A 23,798-nucleotide genomic window follows, 5' to 3' on the forward strand; every position below is an offset into this window, starting at 1 on the left:
CAGCGCCAGTCCGCAATCGACAGGATCAGGGCGCCGAGCCAAGCACGACCGCCAATGCATTCCATCCGATCGCGGCTCCCACCCGCAAGACGTGCAGCATCATCCCGATCCCATCATGCTCCACATGCACGGACGGGATCGAGGTCTGCTCGCCGGAAGGCCGAATGAGCGCAGGGACGGCGATACGCGTTACTCCGCTGGCTTGCCCGCGCCCGTCCAGTGCGGCGTGAAGTCGCCATCCGCGAGCCAGCGGACCGGCTCGATCAGCGACTGGATCGCGCTCGTCATATAATCGATATCGAGATTGGCGATCGTGTCGGTCGGCTGGTGATAGGTCGGCACCACCGCCCAGCCCGAGAGCGTGTGCGCGACGACTCCCTTGAGCGCGAGCGAGTAGTTGTCCGATCGCTCGAAAAACTTCTCCTGCGGATAGGGATCGGGCGCGACATGGCCGCCATGGGACCGCAACGCCGCACCGAGGTCCGAACGATCGAACCCGGTCATCATCAGCGCGCCCTTGGGCAGCTTGGGATCCTGCGCACCGATCATCTCGAACTCGATATTGGCGACGATGTCGGTGAGCGGCACCGGCGGATGAGCGCCGAAAAAGCGGGAGCCATACCCTCCAATCTCCTCGCTGCCGTAGCAGACGAACAGAATGCCGCGCCGATGAGGTTTGCCCTCCGCGAGTGCATGTGCCAGCTCGAGCACCGCCGTCGTTCCCGAGGCGTCATCGTTGGCACCGTGCATCACCGGCCCGTCGCCGGTCTGACCGAGATGGTCGAGATGGGCCGAGAGCAGGATCACCCCGGCCTTGGGGTCCGTGCCGGGGAGATAGCCTATCGCGTTGCTGGTGGTCGTCTCGTCGCGCGCGATGGCGAGCGCCAGCCGTGCGCTTTCGCCGGCCTTGATCCCATCGACCGCCGCGGGCGGCAAGGTCGCGAAGGCGGGGCGTGGGGCGGGCGGCGCCTCGGCGAGATAGCGCGGCATATTCGTCCGTCCACCGATCTTGGCGAACCAGTCGGCAGCGCTCTTGCCGTCCTTCGCGATCAGCAGACCGATATGCTTCGAGCGCACCGCGCGCCACACATCGAAAGCCGGCACGTCCTTCGCGGTGAACACCACCACCGCGGCCTTGTCGGGCAGCGCGGCAAGGCTGTCGGCGATCACGACCGGGCCTTGCACATCGCCGGCCGAGCCAACGATCAGCCTCAAGCCCTCGGCCGGCCGACCACCGATCTCCAGCGTCGGGGCGGACGCCACGCGCGTGCTCACGATCCCGGCAGTCTGGAGATAGCCCGTCATCCCCGGCGCGTGCTGCAAGCCGAAGCCTTCGAACTGAGAGGCCACATAGGCCGCCGCGACCTCCTCGTCGTGGGTCGCGCTGCCCCGGCCGCGCAAGGTGTCGCCCGCCAGGAAATCCTCATGCGCACGGACCGATTGCGCACTCACCGTCCAGCTTGCCTCGGCGGGCGCGGCGGCGGCGAGCAACAGCGCCGCGAATGGGATGATACGCATACGAAGTCTCCATTTTTCCGGCGAGGTGGATGATATGCCGGACATCGTCGAGGAACGGCCCACGCCAATTTGCCTGAAACCATCGCCATCGCAACGGCATGACTGTCCGTCGCGGTGACGAGCGCCCGAGGTCATTTCGATAGGCACCGGCTGAATCCTTGATGACGGGCCTCGGTTCTCATGCCGCGCCGTTCGGGCCGCGACGCGCGTCGCTCGCGGTCAGCCAGACGGCGGACACGAGGAAATAGAAAGCGCCGAAGGCTGCATAGGGCGCGATGTTGGCGATGCCGACAAGCTCGGAACCGCCAGCCATCTTGAGCATGAAGCCTCCGGCGAGGATGGATTGCATACCGCTCAATATCATTGCCCACTGGGCGCCGTATGACTTCCAGCGCCGCACGCCCGTCACGAGCTGGAACAGGCCGGCGAGGATAGCCCAGACGCCAAAGACCTGCAAAACGGCGTTCATGCTCCGGCCGAGAGCGGCGACGACGGCGATCGCCGCCACGACGCTCACGATGCAGTTCAGCATTTGGCTCCTGTTGCGGGCAAGGCCGCCACTGTGGCCGGCATCCAGACAATTCGCGATTGCATCCCACGCCGGGTAGGCGACGAGCATGACGGCCGCGACGGATGGCACGCTTCTGGCCAGCGTAAAGGCCAAGGCGACCCATAGGGCGGAAACCGCGAAGCGAAGGAAATAATAGGTCTTGAGCCAGTTGCGGTTTGATCCGGCGGCTTTGGCGATCTTTGCCATGATGGGCTCCTGATGAAGGCGCGCGCGTCCGATGCCGGAAGCCGGCGGCCTTGGTGACGAGGGGAAGGTCGATCGTTTCGCGGGCGCGGCAGGCACCGCCCCGCAGGGAAGCGCGGAGCTATAAGCGGAAGCGCCGAGGCAGAAGCCATCGCGCCATGGCGGTCACCACGGCGCATCCCGCGGAATACCAGACGACGATGTATAGCGGATCGTTGATCGGGCAGCAAAAGGCGAAGATGAAGGCGCCGCATGTGCCAGCGGCGATGCCGGAAGCGAGCGCGCTGCCTTCTGGATGCGCGGGAGCGGCAGCCCGCATCAGCACGGCCAGCATCGCCATCATCGGTATCGACAGGACGACGATCGAGAATGCGCAGAGCAGGCCGCGCATGGGTGAAAGGCGATCGAGGAGCGTATGGCCGCTTGCGTCGCCGGCCCCGACGAACAGGCCGCCGATCATCACGGCGCCAGCGAGCATGAAAGCCAGCATCAAGCCACGACGAGGCCGTGCGGTTGGCGAGAAGGATCGGATCGCGACCGTGCAGCAGACGCCGGCGAGCATCGCGAGGCCGCCCAGCTTCCACATCATGTAGGGAGAAGCGATCCTCTGGCCCATGTCCGGCCGCATCAGCCCCAATCCGAGGAACAGGCCAAGCTCGGCCGCACCGAGCGCCAGCAACAGGGCGGCTTCCCGCAGCACGAGACGGCGCCGGACTGGAACCAGATCGGCCGACAGCTCGCGGATCAGGGCATCATTCGACATCTTCGGTCTTCTCAAGCAAGGCCGTCAGGCGTGCGAGCCCGCGGTGGATGTTCATTTTCACGGCCGAGGCGGACAAGCCCGTCTCGCGTGACGCGTCCTCGATGCTGTGACCCTGTATCTTGACCAGCATGATGATCCGCGCCTGCGCCGGCCGAAGATTGTCCAGCAAGCTCGCGAGGACCGAGGCGCTCGTGACGGAGGCCTCATGATCGCCGACCGCAAGATCGTCGGTCAGCTCTTCGGTCGGGCGGCGGCCAAGGCTCCGAAGCTGATCGATCCATTTGCGCTTGGCGATCGACGCCAGCCACGGACCCAGGGGATATCGCGGATCGTAGGTGTGGCGCCGCCGATGGACCGCGAGCAGGGTTTCCTGCACGGCATCCTCCACATCGCCATGAGGCAGGCGACGCTGGAAATAACGATGCAGCCAGCCCGAGATTTCACCGAGCAATCGACGATAGGCGCCACCGTGCCCATTCTGGGCCGCCACCATCAAGCCGCCCCATTCGTCCGGCGCGGCAAGCGATGGCCGCTCATGGTCATACCGCGCCGCGCCCGGAGATGGTTTGGAGAGGAGCCTCGATAGGAGATCGGAGCGCATGGTCTTTTATTCGCCAGCGGCGCAAGACCGGTCACCTCTCCATAAAATATTCTCGTCCGCCGGGAGCGCGGCGCGATTTTACCCTCCCGCACCGCTCGCACGGCATCGCAGCGTTTGGCGCGCACCGGGTAGCCAATGGCGGTATCCTTATGCTTTTCTGTTTGCGTTTGGAGGAATCTGCCTATGTCGAAGCCGTCGCTGGAGACCGTCGCAACGGATCGACGAGGGTTCATGGACGGCGCCGCCGCGACCCTGCTTGCTGCCCCCGTCCACGCGCAAGCATCGGCCGGCATACGGCAGGGCGCATATCGGCGCACGTTCACCGATCCCCATGAGCATCGCACCATCTCGGGCGGGACAGGACATATTCTTCCCCGGAAAGCCTCTCGTGCCTTCCCGCAAGCGGTGCCGGAGTTGCGAGGCCCATATGAAGCTTGAACGCGCCAAGCCCGGTCTGCCGTTGGCGAGCCTCGCGCTCGGCGTCGCGATCTTTGCCTCCGCCATGCTTTTCAAGGTCGCGGCCGAGGCTCGGGGCGAATCCGCCGCGACGGCGGTCTCTCCAGTCTATGGGGTCGCGTTGCCGGCCGGCTATCGGGACTGGAAACTCATCAGCGTGGCGCATGAGGCCGGCAAGAACAACGACATCCGCGCCATCCTCGGCAACGAGATCGCCATGCGGGCCTTCAGGGAGGGGAAGCGCCCCTTCCCCGACGGCACGGTCATCGTCCGGCTGGCGTGGCAATATCAATCGTCCCCGCGGAACGATGCCGTGTTTCCCGCTCCCCAATCCTTCGTCGCGGGCGAGCCGACCAATGTGCAGGTGAGCGTCAAGGATTCGAAACGGTACGGCGCAAGCGGCGGCTGGGGTTATGGTCAGTTCGAAAGCGGCAGGCCGAATGAAGACCTCGCCCTCGTCCGCGCCTGCTTCGCCTGCCATGCGAAGCTCGACAAGGCCGACGATCTCGTTTTCACGCACTATTCGCCATAAGCGGGAGCTGCGGGCCACCGTCCGAAATCCCCCGACAGCTCGGCGAGGTGGACCTGCCCTTCCATTTCAAGTGAAACCGCTTTGGAATATCGGACGCCCGTCCCCCCGAGTACTGGATGATCGCGATTGGATCAGCCCAGATCGGGGATTGACGTGCCTCTTCCATCATATGCCCTGATCGGTGTTCAGGCGGCTCTGCAACAGCGAGCGCGCATCGTCGAGCGCGCCGGGCGCGATGTCCTGCAACACGGTCATGAAATCGAGCGCCACCCAGGCCTTGGCGCGCTCCAGCAGCATGGGAACCGGGCTCGCCGGCTCGCTGCGCCGATAATAGTCGATCACGAGATCGAGCGTCCGGGCCACGTCCTCCCGATTGCGGACCACACCGGTCATGCGCGGGCCGGCGGCCGGGGCATCGCTCATCAATTCCCCCTCCTCGCCCAGACCCTCGTCCCCGGAAATCGGCTCCGCGCGCGGCAGGAAGGCCGCGATCGCGGCCTCCGCCGCCGCGAGACATTCATAGACCGGCGCGAAATTCGTGCCGCCTTCCGGGCCGGCATGCTCCATCAGAACGGCGTCGCTGCGCCGGAAAGCGTCGTGGATCGCCTGCAAGCGGGCCGCGGCGTCGCCGAGCCCCTCCTGCCCGCCTTCCTCCAGCGCCGCACGGAAGGGGCCATAGCCCTCCTCGCCCTCGCCACCGCGACGGAAGCGGATCAGATCCTCGACGGTGAAGCGGCCGAACCGGCCATGCTCCACCAGCACGACACGCCCGAGCGGCCCGACGAACTCACGGAAGCTGGCGAGCGTGTCGCAGGCTCCCTTGCGGCCGAGAAAACCATATTCCTCCAGCCGGGGATGCGCGTTGCCCCAGTATCTTTCCAGAACGCCGGCAAGCGCGAGTGCGCCGGTCTCGACGGTTGCAAGCTGCCCCGCGCGGGCACCGGCACGGCAGAGATAGACCGGCAGCCAGACATCCTTTGTCCGCGCCGACTGATCCGCGATCGCCGCGATGATGGCGCGCCAGTCGACGTCACCCGCGTCCTCCGCGACACCGGACGCGTCGATCGAGACGGACGCATCGAACACCTGCTCGATCAGATGCCGCTGCGGATCATAAGCGAGATCAGGCCCGGCCGGGTCTTCCCCGGTGACCGGGGCCAGCAGCTTTTCGAGATCGAGCGCCATGACGGGGAAACTCCTTCGCAGCGGCGGCCGCCATCGGCCGCGTTCGCCACGCGACTTAACGGACAAATATCCGCCTTCAATCGCTCCAATCGCGACAATTGTAACTTTGCCCCGGATAGCCACGCATGAAACGCCAAGCCGAAATGACGCTCGATGTCGGATCGACACTGAAGCTCATCAAGTTCGACTGCCAGGAACGATTGAGCTCCATCTATGGGATCGATGCGGAAATCGCCGTGGAGGACAAGGTCGACTTCCTCCCTATCCTCGGCAAGCCGGCACTGATCGAAATCTTCGAGCTGGAGAAATCGGTCCGCTTCTTCCATGCGCTGGTGATCGAGGCGCATTACCTCTCCCAGGACGATCAGGGATTTCACTATCGGCTGACGCTGCGCCCCTGGCTGCATCTGCTCGACCACAACCGCACCTATCGCGTCTTCGAGCAGAAGAGCGTCGTCGACATATTGAAGGAGGTGCTGGAATCCCAAAGCCGGCATGTCGATTACGGCAAGCTGACCGGCAGCTATCAGCCCTGGCCCTATTGCACCCAATATCGGGAAAGCGATCTCGCCTTCATCTCGCGGCTGATGGAGCGCGAGGGCATCTATTATTATTTCCGCCACGAGCGGGACGATCATATTCTCGTGCTGGCCGACGGGCGCGGGGCGCACCGGCCCGCACCGGGCTATGAGACGGTGAAGCTGCGCGCCGACTGGTCGGGCCACAGCGGCGGCCTCGCCGAAGCGCTGTGGGATTGGCAGGAGCATGTGTCGAGCGGCGGCGAAACGCGCTTCCTGCTCCAGAGCTTCGACTATCAACAGTCCAGCATTAAGGACGGCCACACCGACGGCCCGCCTCGCAATCCGGCCGACAAGCAGGAAGTCTACGAGTTCACCGGCGATTTCGTCGACGAGGGGCTCGCCGATCACTGGACCAGGGTCCGGCTGGAATCCGCTCGCGCGCGCCAGCGGGTCTACACCGGCATGGGCGACGCGATCGGCCTTGCCTGCGGCGGTGCCTTCACGCTGGATTCCGACGCGGCGTTCGAGCGTGGGCAGGAGTTCATCATCACCGCGCTCGATTACAGCCTATATGCCGAGCCCTATCGCTCCGGGAATGACGAGCAGCCGCGCCGCGTCCGCATCGAGGCGGTGACGAGCGACACCCAGTGGCGCGCCCCCTTCGTCACGCCGCTGCCGGTGGCCGGGCCGGAGACGGCGATCGTCATGGCCGGCGGCGCGGACGATACCAATGTCGACGCGATGGGCCGCATCCGCGTCCGCTTCCTGTGGGGCAAGCCGGGCGAGGCACCCGAGAAGGCGCGCTCCTGCTGGCTGCGCGTCTCGCATCCTTCCGCCGGCGCGGCCTTCGGCCATGTCACGTTGCCACGCACCGGTCAGGAGGTGATCGTCGATTTCCTCGATCGCAATCCCGACCGGCCGATCGTGACGGGCCGGGTCTACAATTCCGATCACGAACATCCCTACGCATTGCCCGAGCAGCGCACCCGCTCGCTCTATCGATCCCGCACCATCGGCGCGACCGGCAGCTATGACGGCGCGGAAGGCACGCCGCCCGCCCCCGGCTACAACGAGCTGAGCTTCGAGGATAAAGGCGGCTCCGAGCAGGTCTATCTGCGCGCCCAGCGCAACCGGCTGACCGAGGTGCTGCTCGACGACGAAGCCCGCATCAAACGCGATCGCACCGCCACCGTCCACCGGGACGACAGGACGACGGTCGAGACTGGGGACTACAGCGTCTCGGTCCGGGCCGGAGAGGCGACGATCGAGGCGGCCAGGCGGATCACGCTGAAGGTCGGCCTCAACAGCATCACCATCGATGCGCTGGGCATCGCGCTCAGCGTCGGCCCTACGCAGATCCGGCTGAGCGAGGCGGGCATCCTCATGAACGGCCTCACCGTCACGGGCGAAGCCGAGACGACGATGACGCTCAACGGCAGCATCACCACCGTCACCGGCGATGTGATGCTCAACCTGCTCGGCGGAGCGCTGGTGATCGCATGACAGGCTGGCCCCGCACGATCTGGAGCGAGGCGCGGCAGATCGGCGCGCTGCTCGGCTGGCCGCCCGCGCCGGGCGACGATGCCGCGCCCGATCGCTTCTTCGAGAGCCTGCGCGCCGAAGGGCGCGATCGTGATGCGGTGCGCTTCCTCGGGCAGGCGCTGCCGCGCTACGAGGCCGTGCTTTGGGCCGCGCGCACGGTCGAGCATGGCTCGTCGCAGGCCGATCCGCGCGCGATGGTGGCCGTCTCCGCCTGGCTCGGCGATCCGTCCGAAGCGCACCGGCGGGCCGCCTATGACGCGGCTCGGGCCGCTCCCGATCCGAGTGCCGCGCGGCTGTGCGGGTTCGCGGTGTTCACCTCGGGCGGCTCGCTCGCGCCCGAGGGCAAGCCGCCCTATCCCGCTCCCAAGGTCGCGGTCGGCCGTTTCGCCGCCGGCGCCGTGCTCATTGCGGTGGCGGACAGCCCCTCTCGCGATGCCGCGCTCCAATGGGCGCTCGATTATGGAAGCAGGCTCGCCACCGGCGCGCCGGAAGGACAGCCATGACCCTCATCCTCACCATCCAGAACCGCGACACGCTCGACAATGGCGAGCCCGCCACGCTCCGGCTCGACCGCCACGGCGCGATGATCGGGCGTTCCACCCATGCGGACTGGTGCCTGCCCGATCCCCGCAACCACATCTCCTCGCGCCATTGCGAGATCAGCTATCGCGACGGCGTCTATCTGCTCGCCGATCGCAGCACCAACGGCACGTTCGTGAACGGCTCGCCGGGGCGTCTGGAAGCGCTGCACGCCATCGCCGAGGGCGACCGCATCCTGATCGGCGGCTATGAGGTGGTGGCACGCTACCCCCACAACGAAGCGGCCGAACCGGTTGCGCAACCGCAGGCAGCGGCAGACACTTGGGGCGACTGGGCGCCCGAGCCTCGCCCCGCCGTCTCATGGGGCGCGTCCGTCGCCGAACGCCGGGACGCGCCGCGTGTGTCGCCGCCGCTTCCCGACGGTGGCGGATGGGACACGTCCGCCCCGCTCAGCCGCCCGTCTGCCTGGTCGAGCGAGCCGCGCGAGGCCGCCCCGCCTTCCGCCGGGGATATCTGGGGGCAACTCGCGCAGGAAAGCGAGATCGACTGGGCGCAAGGGGATTTCGGTCGGCTGGAGCCGGAGCCCGAAGCATGGGGCCGGGTCGAGGCTCCGTCCGAAACCTCCGCCGAAGCGCCTGCCGAGCCCGCCGCCACGATGCCCCCTGACGCGTGGCACGCCTTCCTGCGCGGCGCGGGTCTCGTCCCCGATCAGATTCGCGGCACGCCCGCCACCGTTCTCGCCAGCGCCGGCGCGATGCTGCGCCAGATGATCGCGGGGCTCGTCCTCATGGTCGACGCGCGGGCGCGCACCAAGGCGCAGCTCGGTCTACAGGCGACCAGCCTCGAGCTGGAGGGCAACAATCCGCTCAAGTTCATCCGTGCGCCCGAACGCGCCCTTCTCCAACTCCTCGAACCGCCGGAGCGCGGCTTCATGGATGCGGCGCGCGCGGTGGAGGATGCGCATCAGGATTTGCAAGCGCACCAGATGGCGACGCTGGGCGCGATGCGCGGCGCGCTGGCGGAGACGCTCGCCCGCTTCTCCCCCGCAGCGATCCGCGAGCGGCAGGAGACGCGCGGCTGGCTTTCGCGCCTGCTGCCCGGCGCACGCGAGGCGGCGTTGTGGCAGGCCTATGAGCGCGAGTTCGAGGGCGTCGTGCGCGGCGCGGACGAGGCCTTCATGGATATGTTCGCCAAGGAATTCCGCGTCGCCTACGAACGGCACATCGCGGAGATGAAAGCCCGCCGCCGCGACTGAGAGCGGCGGCCGGCGCTCAGCCGACCTCCACCATCGTCGTCGCGTCGCAGCCCACGACCGCGACCGTCACATTGTCCGGCGCGCCCCGGTCGAGCGCCATGTCGACCAGTCGCGCGGCCACCGCGCGCGGCGGCTTGTCGACGAGCAGGTTCTGGATCTCCGGCGCGCGGACCATGCGGCTGAGGCCGTCGCTGCACAGCAGGAAAACGTCGCCCGCTTCGACCTCGGCGTCGATCCGATCAAGCACCAGCGCCTCGCGCACACCGACTGCGCGGGACAGGACGTGCGCCATCGGGTGGTTGTCCGCCTCCGCGCGATCGAGCAGGCCCGAGGCGACCATCTGCTCCACCTGCGAATGATCGGTGGTGAGCGGCTGGAGCACGCGATCGCGGCACCGATAGACCCGGCTGTCCCCCGCCCACAGCACGGCGCAGCGGGCGCCCCGGATCAGCAGCACCGCCACCGTCGAACCGATCGCGCCGCCCGCTTCCCAGGCGGCCTGATAGATTTCCCCGTTGGCACTTTCGAGCGCCGAGATCACGCTCGCCGCGGCATCCTCGAAACCTCCTTCCAGCGACACGCCGCTCAGCGCGCGAACGATCGTCGAGGAGGCCCATTGCCCCTTGATATGGCCGCCCATGCCATCCGCGACCGCCCACAGCCCGTCCTGCGGGCGGGCGAGATGTGAATCCTCGTTGATCTTGCGCACGGCCCCGACATGCGTGCGCACGCCTTGCTCGAAGCGAAGCGTCGGTGCCATCAATCATCCCTTCCCTGCATGATCGGAGAAGCGCCGAGCCAGTCGGTCCGCCATCCTGCACGTGTATCGATCCGCGTGGCTTTCCCGGTCACGAGAGCCTCCGCGACGAGCCCCAGCACCGCCTCGGCATCGAGGCCCCGCGCGATCGCGGCTCGCAGGCACGGTTCCAGGCGTCCGGCCAACGTGCGCCATTCCTCGCCCCAGCCCGCTTCGCGGGCGACGCCCAGCACGAGCAGGAAATGCCGTCCTGCCCGATCGCAGGACGGGGCGACGCAGGCGATCTGCCAGAAGGGCTCCTCTGCGCTCGGCGCGATCAGGAAACCGTGCGGTGGTCTGCTCTCCCATAGCGCGTGGCCGCCATGCCTGTGAAACTCCGCCAGCGCATCGGTGCAGCGCGCGTCCCACGCCTCGCGCTGGGCGGGCGTCATGTTGCGGCAGACGAAATCGCCCAGCGCCGGCAGCTTCCCGAACAGGAAGGCTCCGCCCGTCGTCATAGCCGCTCCGGGCACTGGAACGAGAAGGGACCGCCACGCCCGAACGGGTTGCTCGTCGAGGGCAGGCGGATGAGGAGGCTGGCAGTCTGCCCGCCCGCGCCAAAGGTCGCCTGGATGGCCGAGGCGCCCGCATTGCGCACCTGCGCCGCGTCGAGCACATGGAACAGCGCCCACGCGCCGTCCGACTGGTCGCGATGCACCTCCTTGCTGCCCGAAAGCAGCGCGACATGCGCGTGCGGCAAGCCCGTCGGCGTCCAGATGAGAGGGTGCGTGGCCATGTCCCTCGCGTCGAGCCGATAGGTCGTGCCGCCGGCGGAAATCTCCACGGCGTCCACGCCATGACCGAGCGAGGCGAGACTGACGTTGAGCGCGAGGCCCGCCGATAGCAGATCGCGGATCGCCGCCGCCTTCTGGAACTGGACCGCGCTCGACGGCCTCAGCCCCTGCGCCACCGGATCGCCTGATCGCCAGCGCCAGACCGGCCCGGCGGTATCGAGCAGCGGCTGAAGACGGTCGCGCGTGAAGCCGTCGATCTGGCCGTTGGCGCCATAGACGCGCTGGAGATCCGCCACCGCCGCATCGCTCCGCGCGGTGCGGGCGAAGGGATAATGCCGTTCCGCGACCGACAGGCAGGCGGGCAGCACGTTGGCCGCATATTGCTGATTGAGCGTCGAAAGCGCGGTGCGCGTGGCCGCCCCCTGCCCGCGCCGCGTCGCCTGCGCGACGAAGGGCTGGAGCTGGGGCGGCGCGACCACGCCTGCCGTCGACAGATCGCCCAGCGCGGTCGCGAGCTGCCCCTGCACCGCACCGCCGTCGAGCGTCACGCCCGGCACGCCTGCCGCCGTGGTGGCGGCGGCCGCCTGACGGATGGCCTTCACCAGTTCGTCGACCGGCGCGGCGGCGCTCACGCTCTGTCCGGCGAAATCGGCGACACCTCGGAAATGTTCCTGGATCGCCCGCCCCGCGTCGAAGCCGTCTCCGCCACCAGCGCCGTCGCTGCCCAGCATCGTGTTGCGCCGGGCTTCGAGCAGCAGCGTCTTCATCGGCGGCGGCGTCCGCGTGAAGGCGCCCAGCGCCGCGCGGTTCGTGAAATAGTCGGCCGGCTGCGGCGTGCCCAACACCGCGTCCCACGCCTGGATATAGTCCCGCGCATAATCCTGCGCGACGGCCGCGCGCATGGCGGGGAGCTGATCGCGGATCGAGGCCTTGGCCGCGTCCGGCCCCAGCACCCAGAGATCGCGACCCAGTTCCGCCTCCACGTCGAGCAGGCCGGGCTGATAGGCCTTGTGATAGCCATCGGCGGTGAAGAACCATGGCACGGACATCTGAAGCACGGCCGCCCCATTGGCGAAGGCCTGGGCGTCGCCGCTGGCGAGCACGGCGTCGCCCCGCCAGTCCGGCTTGCCCGTCGCGGCCGCGCGCTGGCGCAGCACGGCATAGGCACGGTCCGCCACCGACAGGCTCTGCACCGCCGCGCGCGTGCTGGCGATCAGGGCACCATCGAGGGGCGCCCGCCGCCCCGGCCAGACGCGGCCGAGATCGGGGTCCGCCAGCAGTGCGTCGAGATGCTTCTCCAGCCGCGCGCGCACCTCGGCGCGGTCGGCGCCCGCCAGCGACTGGGCGCGCCAGTCCTCCACCACCCAGGCGCGCACCGCCCTGGCATCGAGCGGGCCATAGCCGCCCAGCATCAGGTAGGTCTTGAGCGGCTCATAGAGCCTGATCGGCCGGTCGGCATCCTGCCGCATCGCCTGTTCGAGGCGGAGCAGGATGCGCGGCAGCATCACGCGCTGGAGCGCATCCAGATAGGCCTGCCGCGCGGCGTCCGCATGGCCAGCCTGAAACAGGCCGAGCCGCATCGACCAGGGCGGCCCGCCCGCCTGCTGGTCGGCAAAGCCGCGCGGCATGGCGCGCAGCCGGTCGAGCAGCGGCAGCGCCTGCTCCAGATCGGGATCGCTGTCGCGCACCTCGACCAGATCGATGCCGCTCGCCTGCTCCTGCCCGATCGCCTGCTGCCCGCTGGTAAGGAGTGCCGACTGCAAGGCCTTGTTCCGCGCGAAGCTAGCGGCCCAGAGGCCGATGACTACGAGGCCCACCACCGCCATGACACCCAGCGCCGTGCCCAGGATGATCCGTCGGCGGCAGCGGATGGCGGGCTCGGCGCGGACGAGCCCGGCCTCGGGGAACACCACCTCGGTCAGCAGGCGGTTGAGGAAATAGGCCTTGCCGCGCGTGGCCCCGCGAGCCGGAGCCTGTTCCTCCTCATAGACCGCCGCCATCGCGCTCAGCACGCGATCGAGCGGCGCGCCCTCCTGCACGCCGCTGGCGAAATAGAAGCCGCGCAATCTGTGGCCGCCCTCGCCCTCCGCCGGGAAGGCCCCCTCGACGAAGCGGGCGAAGCGCGCGCGCAACGACGCGATCTGCGCCGGAAAGGAGAGGATCAGGCTGCGGCGGCGTTGATCGGGCTCGTCCTGAAGTCGCTTGGCGCTGCGTTCCCAGACCGCCTCGACCATCTGGTCGAACTCGGCGATCACGCTGGCAGCGTCGGTCGAGCCTTCGAGCGGGAAGGTCGCGCCGAGAACGGCCCGCCGCCCCTCCGCGCTCAGGTCTGCGAAATATTCGCCGAAGCCCGCCAGCAGGTCTGTCTTGGGAAAAAGCAGATAGACGGGCGCGGTGACGCCCAGCACGCGGCGCAGTTCCGCCAGCCGGCGGCGCACGGCGGCGGCATGGGCGTCGATCCCCTCGCGCGTCGCCGACATCAGCTCGTCCACGCCCAGCGTCACGAGGATGCCGTTCACCGGCTGGAGCGGACGCGCGCGGCGGAGCAGGCGCAGAAACTTCTCCCAGCCCGCGGCATCGGCCGCCGCATCGGAATCCTGCGTCGTATAGCGACCGGCGGTATCGACCAGCACCGCCTCGTCCGCGAACCAGAAATCGAGATTGCGCGTGCCGCCGACGCCCTTCAACGCGCTGTCGCTCCACGGGAAGCGCACGCCGGAATTGAGGAGCGCGGTCGTCTTGCCCGCCCCCGGCGGGCCGATGATGAGATACCAGGGCTTGGCGTAGAGATAGTCGCGGCGCCCGTTCGCCGCCTCCTTGAGCCGGGCGAGCGCATCCCGCATCCGGCCGGAGAGCAGCGTGCCCTCCGCCTCCTCGGGCGTGGGCTCGGCCAGTTCGGCGGCGAGGCTGTCGGATGCCTTGCGCGCCTTCCACCACCGCCACCCCGCCGTCACCGCGAGGCCGAGCGCGACGAGGCCGATCAGCAGCAGGCGTATCCATGCCGCTCGCAATGCCGGAAACAGCGTCGGCAATCCGATCGAGGCCAGCAGCGCCAGGATGAGGGCGGCCGTGCCGGCAAGCGCCCACCAGCCGCGCATGAGCTTTTCCATGATGTCACTGGCTCCGTGGAATGACGATCTCGACGCGGCGGTTGAGCGCCTTGCCGCCGGGCGTGGCGTTGCTGGCGATCGGCTGGGTCGCGCCGAGCCCCGCCGCCGTCACGCGTGAGGGATCGGTGAGATGGCTGCGGACGATCCGCGCCACCGCCTCCGCCCTTGCCTTCGACAGGGCGAGATTGTCGGGAAAGGTGAGCGTCGAGATGGGATCGCTGTCTGTATGCCCGTCGATGCGGATGGCGCCCTTCTCCTTGTCCACGGCATCGGCGATCCGCTCGAACAGGGCCTGCCGACCCGGCTCCAGCGCGTCCGAGCCGGACTGGAAGAGCTGGCCCACCGTGGTGCGGACGCGCAGGCTGGCCGGGTCTTCCTCGACCACGACGAGCTTCCGGGCGATCTCGTCGGCGAGAAAGCCCTGCACGCGCTGCTGCTGTGCGTCGGACTGCGGCGGCGGTGGCGCCGCACTTCGCGAGAGGCGGAGCGGCTGATCGGGATCGATCGCAAGCAATGTCGCCATGGAGGGCTGCCCCGTCTCGATCAGCACCAACCGCAGCGCCAGCACCACAAGCAGCAGCACACCGAGCAGGATGCTCGCCGCCAGCGCCAGCGGTGCCCAGAACCCGACCCGGCCAAGCGGCGTCGGCTGGCCCCGCCAATGCGGCACCAGCTCGGTGTCGGAGACGCGGCGCGCGTGTGGGAGCGCGGCGAAGGCGCTCGTCAGGATCTGACGCAGCCGGCTCCGGCCATCGTCGCTGATCCGGTGCCGTCCCTCGAACCCGGCGGCGAGACAGGCATGATAGAGTTCGATCAATTCGGCATAATCGGCCGGGCGCGACAGCATTTCCTGGAGCAGCGCCCAGAAGCGGTCACCGCCGATATTCTCGCCGAAGCCGCGCACCACCATGCTGCGCCGCGCCCATTCGGCCCCATCGGCCGCCTTGCCGGGCAGGTTCTGCGCCACGTCATCGACCGTCGCATAGACAGCGTAGCGCGCGCGGCGGCGTGTTTCGTCGTCATAGCCCGCGCTCGCCAGCGCATCGTCGAACCGCATGGCGGCGGCCGTCGCCTTCTGATGGAGTTGCGGCAACTCGATGGAAAGCCGGCCGGAGCGCACCGCCGCGATCAGCGCGAGGAGCGGCGATCCCGCCTCCAGCATGAGGTTGCGCGGCCGCGCGCGGGGCGGCGGCTCCGGCATGTCCTCGTCAGGCGTGAAGCGGATGGACGGCCCCACCTCCCCGTTGGCGGCCGCGGGGACAAAGGCCGTCCCGCCGCTCCCTCGCGAGCGCAATTCCTGAAGTGGCGTTGGGCTGAATACCGTCCGCTCGCTGTCGGCGCGATCGTCGGTCATCGGGATGCCGCCTTCTTCACGCACCAGAGTTCGAGCTTCAGCTCCGGCCAGTCGCCCGCGACATGGAGGCCCAGCGCAGGGGCGCTGGCGAAGGCCGCCCAATCCGGCGAGGAGCGGTCCAGCTCGAAATAGACATAGCCGGGGATGCCCCGGATCTGGGGTGGCGGCGTCGGCGTGTGGCGAAGCGGCACGCCGGCGAGCGCGGAGTCCACGATCGCGCGCATCTTCTGCACCGTCCCGATCTTGGCGACCGAGGGGAAGCGCGCCCGGATATCGTCGAGCGACAGGCGCGCGCTCACCGCGAGGTAGAAATAGCCGGTCTGGTAAAGCGCCGGATCGGTGATCCGCGAGGTATAGGCCCCCGGCCCCGCCTGCTGGAGCGGGAGCTGGATGGCCGAGCGATCGTAGACTGCCGACAGCGCCGCCTGGATCGCCTCCACCACGGGCTCGAACGTTTCGCGCAGCCGCTCATGGCCATAGGCCGGGAAAGGCGGCGGCCGGCGATCGGGATGGGTCAGCGTGGCGAGTTCGCCCGCCATGCCGAGAAACGCCTCGTAGAGCCGCTCGGGATGCACCATCGGGAGCGCCGCCAGATGATCGAGCTGCCCCTTCCAGCGATTGAGCGCCTGGAGCAGCAGGAAATTGGCGAAGGTCTCGGCCCCGCCATCGGTCGCCTCGACCGCGCGCACGGCCAGTTCCTCGATCCGCTGCGCGGAGCGGCCGACGATGTCGGAGAGGAAGCCCGAAAGCCGCGCGCTCGCCCGGATGTCGAGCGAGGGAGGGATATAGCGCTCGTCGAACAGCAGCGCGCCCGCATTCGTCTCGCGGATGCGGGCGAGGCCCAGCAGGATGCGGCCATAGGTCTGGTCGCGCGTGATGCCGAAGGCGAGATTGGGGCGCGCGATCTCGATCGGCTCGGCGGTCCGCTCCTCGGCGAAATTGTCGATCACCTCTTCTTCGTCCACCACGAAGCGGACGGCCTCGCTCCCGCCCTCTCCGCGCGTGCGATATTCGAGCGCGCCCGGCTGATGCGCCGGGAGAGTGAGCTGAAGCAACGCGTCGCGGGTGTCGGCGGGTATGTCGATCGGCAGTGGCGGCGGCAGGTCTCCGGGGATGGCGAAGGGAAGGCCGTCGGGCAGGATGCCGACCAGCTTCTCCACCGCGAACTTGCCGAGCGCGGCGAGATCGCGATTGATCTGAAGTTCGATCACGCCCCAGCGATAGGGGCCGGCGCCGCGCGCATGGGCCGCGACCAGCGCGTCTATATGGCGATCCTGCTGCTGGAAATGCTGCTGGCGCAGGAACAGCCCCTCCCGCCAGGCGACCCGCCCACCCTTCACGGACGCCTCGTCGCGGCAGGCAGAATGTGGAGATGTGCGAAAAGCATCGACAGCGTTCCCGATGGCCAGAGGGCGTCGGAATGGCGGTCTCCGCGTTTCAAACCCATGTCGCGCAGGGGGCTGTCGCGTTTCAAATGTAATGCAGGGGGCCGGAAGCGATCCGGGCGCATGGACGCTCGAAAATCATGCCGTTAGAGGGGCCGCCGGACGTCATCATGCCGGATGACGCGAGCCGCGGGCCGTCCCACGACGAGATCCTTTCGTCGCAGACGCCTCGTTTCGATGACAGCGCTTGTCACCATAGCATTGCCTCGAACGAAACGCGGTCTAGTGCGTGAAACCGTTTGCGTATCGAGTGGAGTGGGACCGGACATGCGAATGCTCGAAGCGTTTGGCACCGTAACCGAACCGCATGCCGCGCGAATCCTCGTCGTCGACGATGAGCCCGCGATGCAGCGTATGATCGTCAACTATCTGAACGAGCACAACATGCGCGCCAGCGCGGTATCCGGGCGCAAGGGGCTGATGCACACGCTCGCCGTGCGCGAGCCGGACCTCGTGGTGCTCGACCTGCATCTGGGCGAGGATGACGGGCTCGACCTGCTGCGCGAGCTGCGCGGGAAGAGCATCGTCCCCATCATCCTCATCACCGGCCATCGCCGCGACGAGATCGACCGCGTGGTGGGCCTCGAACTGGGTGCGGACGACTATATCACCAAACCGTTCGGGATGCGCGAGCTGCTCGCCCGCATCCGCGCCACGCTCCGCCGCCGCAACATGGACAGCCTGACGCCCGCCCGCCGCACCGAGCATCGCTACAGCTTCGAAGGCTGGCAATTCGATCAGCGGAGCCGGGAGCTCACCAGCCCGGACGGGCAGACCGTATCGCTCACCAAGGGCGAATTCGCGCTGCTCAGCGCCTTCGTCGCAGCGCCGCGACGGGTGCTCAGCCGGGAACATCTCCTCCAGGCGACGCGCCTGCATGAGGATGTGTTCGATCGCAGCATCGACGTGCAGATCCTGCGCCTGCGCCGCAAGCTGGAGGACGATCCGCGCGCGCCGCGTTTCATCCGCACCCAGCGGGGCGCCGGCTATATCTTCGATGCCGACGTGCGGGTGAGTTGAAACAGCGGCTGCCCTTGCCCGCCCTGCTGCTGGGCGCGGCGACGCTGGCCGCGTCGGGCCTTTTCTCGTTGCGCGCCGTCGCCGCGCCGGACACGCGCCGCCCGGTTCTTCCCCTGCCATCCCGGCCCGCGCCGGATCAGGCGAGGATCGCGGTGGGCGAGCGCCTGTTCGCCGATCCTCGGCTTTCGCTGCATGGTCGCATCAGTTGCTGGTCCTGCCACGACGTCTCCACCAACGGCGCCAGCGCGCGGCCCTTCGACAGGGGCGATGACGGCACGGCGATGCCGCTCAACACCCCGACCGTGTTCAACAGCACGCTGAATTTCCGCTTCACCTGGACCGGCCACATCACGAGCGCGCCCGGCATGATCGCCGCATCGCTCCGCAACCCGCACGTCATGGGAGGCGACGGGCCGGGCATCGAGCGGCTCCGCCGCGATCCCGTCCTCGCCGCCCAGGTGCGCGCGGCCTATCATCGCGAGCTGGACGAGCCCGCCGTGATCGACGCCCTGACGCTCTATCTCCGCTCGCTGACGACACCCGGCGCCCGCTTCGATCAATGGCTGGCGGGCAACAGGCGGGCGCTGACGGCGCAGGAACGGCGCGGATGGGCGCGCTTCCAGTCGGTTGGCTGCGTATCCTGCCATCAGGGCGTGAACATCGGCGGCAATCTCTTCCAGCGGCACGGCATCTTCCACCCGCTCGCATCCCCCAATCCCGCTGTCCTGCGCGTGCCCAGCCTGCGCAATGTCGCGACGACCGCCCCCTATTTCCACGATGGCAGCGCGCCGGATCTCTCGACGGCTATCCTGTCGATGGCTCGCGCGCAGCTCGACATCACCCTGTCGCCCGGCGACGTCGCCGACATCACGGCCTTCCTCGGGACTTTGACGGGCAGCTACAAGGGCCGCCCCGTCCGGGCGCCGAGGCGGTGAGGCTTTGGCGCACCGCGCTGGCGATCGCCACGCTCCTCGCCTGCGGAGGGCTGTGGATCGTGCTGATGCCCAGCATGTCCGAGCAGCGCTGGACCATCGGAGCCTATCATGCGCTGGATTCCTATGCGCTGGCCGATCGTGCGCTCCAGCGCGATCTGCTGATGGCGCGCGCCGGCCTGCTGCGAAACTACGATCCGATGACGGCGGACACGGCGGAAATCGACGCCTCTCTGTCCAGGCTGACCCGGCTGGCCAGCCGCGATCCTGCGCTGGGAAGCGCCGTCCGTCGGCTCGCCGCGGACGGCAATGTGCGCATGGGGCTGGCGGAGCAGTTCAAGTCGGACAACGCCCTCCTCCAGAATTCGCTGGCGCGCATCACGCTCGCCTCCTCCACGCCGACAGCGTCGAAAGCGGCCAGCCTGCTCGCCGCGCATGTGCTGCGCCTGACGCTCGACACCACGCCCAACGTCGTGGCCGATGCGGATTTGGGCATCGCCCGTTACGAACATTCGCCAGATTATGCGGACAGCGAGGAGGCCCGCCAGCTCCTCAACCACGCCCGCCTGCTCGTCCGCCTGCTGCCGGCGGTGGACCAGATCGCCGCGAGCTTCCTGGCCGTTCCCGTCGATCACGACCTCGATCAGGTTCATCTTTCCATCAACCGGATCGACGATGCGATCAACCGGGACATCCACCGCCGCAAGCTGGCCCTCGCCGGAATCACGGGCTTCGCGCTGATCGTCTTCCTGCTGCTGGTCCTGGAGGTTCATTTCCATGTCCGCTCGCTCCGCCGCCGGGGTGATTTCGAGCATCTCCACGCGACCATTCTCGGCCTGATGATCGATGCGCGCTCGCGCGAGCTGCCGGAGCGCATCCAGCACGCGCTGGAGCGGCTGGCCCATCATGTCGAGGCCGATCGCGCCTATCTGCTGCTCAACGACACGCGTTCGACAAGCTATTTCTGGTCCCGTTGCGGAGACTTCGTGCCGGCCCGCAGCCGCGCCGTGGTCGAGGCGGCGATCCATCTGCAACCATGGGCCGACGACCGCATCAATCTGCGCTCGCTGGCCGCGCTCCCGGCCGTGCAGCGTATGGCGATCGATCAAGGAGGCGTGCTGCCTCACTCGCTGATCCTGCTGCGCTCGCCCGAGACTGAGGATGCCGTGGTGCTCGGCATCGAGAGCGACAGGTGCCCGCTGCGCGTCGAGACGGAGACGATGACCGGCCTGTCCGCCGCGCTCGCCGCCATCCTCCAGGCGCTTCACCGCGACCAGTTGGAGACCGAGCGGCTGGAGTTCGAGCGCAAGCTCGCCCAGGGTCGTCGCATGGAGACGATCGGCGCCTTCGCCAGCGGCATCGCCCATAACGTCAACAACATCATCGGCGCGATCGCGGGCTTTGCCGAGACGGCCGAGCTGCATCTCCGTGGCGCTTCGCCCGCCAGGCACGATCTGATGGAGATCCGCTCCGCCGTGGGGCGGGCGCGGATATTGGTGGATCAGGTGCTGCGCTTCGGCCGCCGGGCCGAGCGGCCTCACGAGGCCGTATCCCTCGGCCCCTTCGTGGAGGAGACGGCACGCCTGCTCGGTGCCTCGCTGCCCTCCAGCATCACGCTCTATCTGGGGGACCATGTCTCCCCGACCATGCTCGAAGCCGATGCGGTCCAGCTTCAGCAGGTGCTGCTGAATCTCTGCCACAACGCCGCCTTCGCCATGCCGGAGGGCGGCAGCATCCGCTGCGACATCGAACATGTCGCGCTTCCTTCCTCGCGCCGCCTCAGCCACGCCGCGATCCGGCCGGGGAATTATATCGTGATCGCCATCTCCGATGAGGGGCATGGCATTCCCGCGAACGTGCTCCCGCGCCTGTTCGATCCCTTCTTCACGACGCGCCCCAACGGCACGGGGCTGGGCCTCTCCACCGCCTGGGAGGTCGTTCAGCAGCATGGCGGCTCGATCGACGTGCGGAGCGAGGTGGGGCGCGGCAGCCGCTTCGCCGTCTGGCTGCCGCGGGTCGACAGGGAGCGTGCGCCCGCGCCGCAGGCCGTCATGCGCGGCGACGGGCAGACAATCCTGCTCCTCAATCCCGATCCCGGCGCATTGGGCCGCGATGAGGAGCTGATCGCCGCGCTCGGATATGAGCCGTGGGGCTTCACCACGATCGAGGATGCGCTGGAGGGCATCACGCAGAGCGATCTGCTGCTGATCGCGGGGGCGGAGCCGGGCTTCGTGACGGAAGCGCTCGACCGATTGCTGACCGAAGCGCCCGGTCTGCCCCATGTCGTCGCGACCCTCATTGCGCACGACGAGTCCGAGACACTCCATTACCCGCTACGCGTCCACGAACTCGCCGTCGCCCTGGCCCTCGCACGCAAGGACGCCGAGAGCGAGCCGGCCTAGCACGCGTCCGCCTTCGCGATCGCGGTCCAGCGATTGCCGCGCATCCACTCGATGCGGCCGTCATAGCGGCGAAGCGGATTGTCGCCGAACTGCCCGCTCGAAATCTCGCAGCGATTTTTGAACACGCGCTCCACGCAGACCGCGCGGGAGCTGTAGCCAAGTTCGGTCCACCGCTTGCCGTCCCAGCGGCGGCAAGCGGAGAAATCGGACGCGCTGGTGGCCTCGGCATGTTGTCTGAACGCCGGGCGCAGCGCCTCGTCCGCTGCGCCGACGGGCGGCGGCGCCAGCGCAGGCGCGAGGGCCGCGGCCGGCTTGTCGACGGCGGGTTCCGCGACGGGGTGGACCGGTGCGCCCGGCGGGGCGGCGTCGATCCGCAGCCAGACCGAACGCGTGCGCCAGCCATGCACCGAGGCCATGCTTCGGACATGACGCGCGAAGTCCTCCGGCGGCTGTCCGGCGAAGTTTTCGGACAGGCCGAGGTCCAACGCACCCTGCCCATCCACGAGCACGATTCCCACCGGCCCGGCAGCACCGTAGCAGGCGGACACCTGAAAGCGGCCATCGCCCAGATCCTGGAACTTCCGGGGCTGGCGGCGGGCGAGCTCGGCGAACTCCCTGCGCCCGGATACCAGCAGATGCACGCCACCGTCGGGCAGGATCGAGAACAGCGCGAAATCCCGCCTGGGATCGCGCTCCACTATGGTCAGGTCGGTCCGGGCGGCGGGATCGGTGGGACAGCCTGGCGTGCCGACCCCGAGCGTCAGCAGACGGGTCGTCGACACCAGCTTGAACGCCTCGTCGTCGCCGGTGGGCTCTACGGTGCGCAGGGCCTCGATCAGATCGCAGCGCGTCTCGGGCACCTGAACGACGCCCGCCGAATTGACGGACTGCACGCCAAGGCCGTTCGCCCGCGCGGATGCCATCACCTGATCGTCCAGCGTCACGGGATCGCGCGCACCACCCGACACTTGCAGCGTCGGCGCGCCGCTATCCGCATGGAGCCATGCGCAGGACATCGCCTTCAGCAGCGAGGCGACATCACCCACTCTCGCCTGCTGCGGCGGCGGGGTGGCGATCCCCGCCGTTGTTATGGGCACCGGAGCCGGCGCGGGGGGCGGAGACTTATGGTGGAGAAGCAGCACCGCGCCGATGGCCGCCACCGGCAGCGCCACCGCCCCGCCGATCCAGCGCCGCGACGATCGCGCCGCCTTGCGCGGTCTGGCGCGCGGCGGCGAGGCAGGCGCCGACGCAGCCTTGGGCTGTGCCATCGGCGGCGGCGGGAACGGATCGGCGGGCAGGAAGGTGGTGGGCGGCGTTTCCACGGCCTTCGCCGGCTCCGCCATCACCGGAGGCGCGACCGGCGTTTCGATCGGCGCCGGCTCCTCCTCGCTCGCGTCGATCAGGTCCAGCTCGGTCAGGACGTCCGCCATCGAGCGAATGCGCTCGCGCGGATCGGGGGCCAGCATCCGGCTCAGCAGCGGCTCGATCGCGGCCGGCAGGCCCGACAGGTCCGGCCCTTCCCGGCGCCGCTCGATCGCCTCGGACAGCGTCTTGCCCATATCGGGCGCCTGCCCGCGGATGAAGGCCAGCAGCACCAGCGCCGTCGAATAAACGTCGGTCCAGGGGCCGACCTGTCGATCGAAATCGCCGAACTGCTCGGGCGCGACATAGCCGAGCTTGCCGGCGAAGCCGTCCCCCACCACCGTCTCGGCACTGACGTCGAGGCTCTTGGCGATGCCGAAATCGATGATCTTGGCACGTTCGAGCACGCCATCCGGCAGCAGGATATTATCGGGCGACATGTCGCGATGGATGGCGCCATGCTCATGCGCCGCCTCCAACCCCGCGGCGAGCCGCCGGGCGAAGCGCACCACGGCCGCGATGCTCGGCCGCGTGCCGTCGAGATGGGCGGACAGCGGCTCGCCGTTGATGAAGTCCGTGACGATATAGTGCAGGTCCAGATCGGGATCGCGGGCCAGCACGCGATACTGGACGATCGCCGGATGCGCGATGCGGGTGAGCACCTGCGCTTCCTTGCGGAACATCGCCAGCACCTTGGGATCGGCGGCGAGATGACTGCGCATCGCCTTGATCGCGACACGCTCGTCGCTCTCGATGTTCACCCCTTCGAACACCTCGCCCATGCCGCCGCGGGCGATGAAGCGATCGACCCGGTAGATGCCGTTCAGCACGTCGCCCGGTTCGAGGCTCACCTCGCGCCGCGGGCCACGACGCTCGCTCGCGCCCGCGCTTACCTCCGGCGCCACGACAGTGCGGTCGTCGGCGGGCAGGTCTGGATCGTTCACGTCGTCGGCCCCTGTCATGATGGATGTCGCCC

The 23,798-nt window shown here is 68.5% G+C and carries 18 protein-coding genes; 7 read left to right on the forward strand and 11 right to left on the reverse strand.

Annotated elements, in window-relative coordinates; all coding sequences use genetic code 11:
- Positions 1-189: 189 nt before the first annotated feature.
- From FHS98_RS04140 to FHS98_RS04155, 4 genes are all read right to left on the reverse strand, one after another.
- Positions 190-1,518 carry a M28 family metallopeptidase gene (locus FHS98_RS04140; RefSeq protein WP_208402011.1) on the reverse strand — a complete coding sequence of 443 codons (1,329 nt, stop codon included), beginning with the start codon at positions 1,516-1,518 and terminating at the stop codon, positions 190-192.
- Between the two features lie 178 nt (positions 1,519-1,696).
- The gene (locus FHS98_RS04145) at positions 1,697-2,275 is read right to left on the reverse strand and encodes a DUF308 domain-containing protein (RefSeq protein WP_167100464.1); all 579 of its coding nucleotides are present in this window, start codon (positions 2,273-2,275) and stop codon (positions 1,697-1,699) included.
- A 118-nt stretch (positions 2,276-2,393) separates the two neighbouring features.
- Entirely contained in the window at positions 2,394-3,035 is a 642-nt protein-coding gene (locus tag FHS98_RS04150) for an NrsF family protein (RefSeq protein WP_167100467.1), read from the reverse strand.
- Positions 3,025-3,636, reverse strand: coding sequence for a sigma-70 family RNA polymerase sigma factor (locus FHS98_RS04155; RefSeq protein WP_167100470.1), 612 nt, complete (start codon positions 3,634-3,636; stop codon positions 3,025-3,027). Before FHS98_RS04155 ends, FHS98_RS04150 begins: the two co-directional genes overlap by 11 nt.
- A gap of 427 nt (positions 3,637-4,063) precedes the next feature.
- On the opposite strand from FHS98_RS04155, the gene FHS98_RS04160 reads away from it, so the two are divergent.
- Complete coding sequence (locus FHS98_RS04160; RefSeq protein WP_243847855.1) at positions 4,064-4,624, forward strand: cytochrome P460 family protein; 561 nt, start codon at positions 4,064-4,066, stop codon at positions 4,622-4,624.
- 165 nt (positions 4,625-4,789) lie between these two features.
- On the opposite strand, the gene FHS98_RS04165 is transcribed toward FHS98_RS04160, so the two are convergent.
- Positions 4,790-5,809, reverse strand: a complete 1,020-nt coding sequence (locus FHS98_RS04165; protein ID WP_167100473.1) for a type VI secretion system protein TssA — start codon at positions 5,807-5,809, stop codon at positions 4,790-4,792.
- Between the two features lie 143 nt (positions 5,810-5,952).
- Here FHS98_RS04165 and FHS98_RS04170 point away from each other — a divergent pair, with 143 nt between their 5' ends.
- Genes FHS98_RS04170 through tagH form a run of 3 tightly spaced genes read left to right on the forward strand, consistent with a single transcriptional unit; the run spans position 5,953 to position 9,667 of the window.
- Complete coding sequence (locus tag FHS98_RS04170) at positions 5,953-7,833, forward strand: type VI secretion system Vgr family protein (RefSeq protein WP_167101680.1); 1,881 nt, start codon at positions 5,953-5,955, stop codon at positions 7,831-7,833.
- Positions 7,830-8,375 (forward strand): DUF6931 family protein, encoded by a 546-nt coding sequence (locus FHS98_RS04175; RefSeq protein WP_167100476.1) that lies wholly within the window; start codon positions 7,830-7,832, stop codon positions 8,373-8,375. The genes FHS98_RS04170 and FHS98_RS04175 overlap by 4 nt, the downstream gene beginning before the upstream one ends.
- Complete coding sequence (gene tagH / locus FHS98_RS04180; protein WP_167100479.1) at positions 8,372-9,667, forward strand: type VI secretion system-associated FHA domain protein TagH; 1,296 nt, start codon at positions 8,372-8,374, stop codon at positions 9,665-9,667. The genes FHS98_RS04175 and tagH overlap by 4 nt, the downstream gene beginning before the upstream one ends.
- A gap of 16 nt (positions 9,668-9,683) precedes the next feature.
- On the opposite strand, the gene FHS98_RS04185 is transcribed toward tagH, so the two are convergent.
- From FHS98_RS04185 to tssK, 5 genes are read right to left on the reverse strand one after another with little or no spacing between them, the layout of a single operon-like run.
- The gene (locus FHS98_RS04185; protein ID WP_167100482.1) at positions 9,684-10,427 is read right to left on the reverse strand and encodes a PP2C family protein-serine/threonine phosphatase; all 744 of its coding nucleotides are present in this window, start codon (positions 10,425-10,427) and stop codon (positions 9,684-9,686) included.
- Entirely contained in the window at positions 10,427-10,921 is a 495-nt protein-coding gene (gene tagF / locus FHS98_RS04190; protein ID WP_167100485.1) for a type VI secretion system-associated protein TagF, read from the reverse strand. Before tagF ends, FHS98_RS04185 begins: the two co-directional genes overlap by 1 nt.
- Complete coding sequence (gene tssM / locus FHS98_RS04195; protein ID WP_167100489.1) at positions 10,918-14,307, reverse strand: type VI secretion system membrane subunit TssM; 3,390 nt, start codon at positions 14,305-14,307, stop codon at positions 10,918-10,920. Before tssM ends, tagF begins: the two co-directional genes overlap by 4 nt.
- A gap of 4 nt (positions 14,308-14,311) precedes the next feature.
- Positions 14,312-15,661 carry a type IVB secretion system protein IcmH/DotU gene (gene icmH, locus FHS98_RS04200; RefSeq protein WP_167100492.1) on the reverse strand — a complete coding sequence of 450 codons (1,350 nt, stop codon included), beginning with the start codon at positions 15,659-15,661 and terminating at the stop codon, positions 14,312-14,314.
- Positions 15,658-17,001 (reverse strand): type VI secretion system baseplate subunit TssK, encoded by a 1,344-nt coding sequence (tssK, locus tag FHS98_RS04205; protein ID WP_167100495.1) that lies wholly within the window; start codon positions 16,999-17,001, stop codon positions 15,658-15,660. Before tssK ends, icmH begins: the two co-directional genes overlap by 4 nt.
- 372 nt (positions 17,002-17,373) lie before the next feature.
- On the opposite strand from tssK, the gene FHS98_RS04210 reads away from it, so the two are divergent.
- The 3 genes from FHS98_RS04210 to FHS98_RS04220 are packed head-to-tail and all read left to right on the forward strand — an operon-like array spanning position 17,374 to position 21,460.
- Complete coding sequence (locus FHS98_RS04210) at positions 17,374-18,126, forward strand: response regulator (RefSeq protein WP_243847856.1); 753 nt, start codon at positions 17,374-17,376, stop codon at positions 18,124-18,126.
- Between the two features lie 14 nt (positions 18,127-18,140).
- Complete coding sequence (locus FHS98_RS04215; RefSeq protein WP_243847857.1) at positions 18,141-19,061, forward strand: cytochrome-c peroxidase; 921 nt, start codon at positions 18,141-18,143, stop codon at positions 19,059-19,061.
- Positions 19,058-21,460, forward strand: coding sequence for a DAHL domain-containing protein (locus FHS98_RS04220; protein ID WP_167100498.1), 2,403 nt, complete (start codon positions 19,058-19,060; stop codon positions 21,458-21,460). Before FHS98_RS04215 ends, FHS98_RS04220 begins: the two co-directional genes overlap by 4 nt.
- On the opposite strand, the gene FHS98_RS04225 is transcribed toward FHS98_RS04220, so the two are convergent.
- Positions 21,457-23,784, reverse strand: a complete 2,328-nt coding sequence (locus FHS98_RS04225; protein WP_167100501.1) for a serine/threonine-protein kinase — start codon at positions 23,782-23,784, stop codon at positions 21,457-21,459. The genes FHS98_RS04220 and FHS98_RS04225 overlap by 4 nt on opposite strands.
- Between the last annotated feature and the right edge of the window lie 14 nt (positions 23,785-23,798).

It is taken from the genome of Sphingomonas oligoaromativorans (genome assembly GCF_011762195.1).
GTDB lineage: Bacteria > Pseudomonadota > Alphaproteobacteria > Sphingomonadales > Sphingomonadaceae > Solisphingomonas > Solisphingomonas oligoaromativorans.

Coding starts and splice junctions, on each gene's coding strand:
- FHS98_RS04140 (WP_208402011.1), bottom strand. CDS start 1,518: ATGCGTATCATCCCATTCGCGGCGCTGTTGCTCGCCGCCGCCGCGCCC.
- FHS98_RS04145 (WP_167100464.1), bottom strand. CDS start 2,275: ATGGCAAAGATCGCCAAAGCCGCCGGATCAAACCGCAACTGGCTCAAG.
- FHS98_RS04150 (WP_167100467.1), bottom strand. CDS start 3,035: ATGTCGAATGATGCCCTGATCCGCGAGCTGTCGGCCGATCTGGTTCCA.
- FHS98_RS04155 (WP_167100470.1), bottom strand. CDS start 3,636: ATGCGCTCCGATCTCCTATCGAGGCTCCTCTCCAAACCATCTCCGGGC.
- FHS98_RS04160 (WP_243847855.1), top strand. CDS start 4,064: ATGAAGCTTGAACGCGCCAAGCCCGGTCTGCCGTTGGCGAGCCTCGCG.
- FHS98_RS04165 (WP_167100473.1), bottom strand. CDS start 5,809: ATGGCGCTCGATCTCGAAAAGCTGCTGGCCCCGGTCACCGGGGAAGAC.
- FHS98_RS04170 (WP_167101680.1), top strand. CDS start 5,953: ATGACGCTCGATGTCGGATCGACACTGAAGCTCATCAAGTTCGACTGC.
- FHS98_RS04175 (WP_167100476.1), top strand. CDS start 7,830: ATGACAGGCTGGCCCCGCACGATCTGGAGCGAGGCGCGGCAGATCGGC.
- tagH (WP_167100479.1), top strand. CDS start 8,372: ATGACCCTCATCCTCACCATCCAGAACCGCGACACGCTCGACAATGGC.
- FHS98_RS04185 (WP_167100482.1), bottom strand. CDS start 10,427: ATGGCACCGACGCTTCGCTTCGAGCAAGGCGTGCGCACGCATGTCGGG.
- tagF (WP_167100485.1), bottom strand. CDS start 10,921: ATGACGACGGGCGGAGCCTTCCTGTTCGGGAAGCTGCCGGCGCTGGGC.
- tssM (WP_167100489.1), bottom strand. CDS start 14,307: ATGGAAAAGCTCATGCGCGGCTGGTGGGCGCTTGCCGGCACGGCCGCC.
- icmH (WP_167100492.1), bottom strand. CDS start 15,661: ATGACCGACGATCGCGCCGACAGCGAGCGGACGGTATTCAGCCCAACG.
- FHS98_RS04210 (WP_243847856.1), top strand. CDS start 17,374: ATGCGAATGCTCGAAGCGTTTGGCACCGTAACCGAACCGCATGCCGCG.
- FHS98_RS04225 (WP_167100501.1), bottom strand. CDS start 23,784: ATGACAGGGGCCGACGACGTGAACGATCCAGACCTGCCCGCCGACGAC.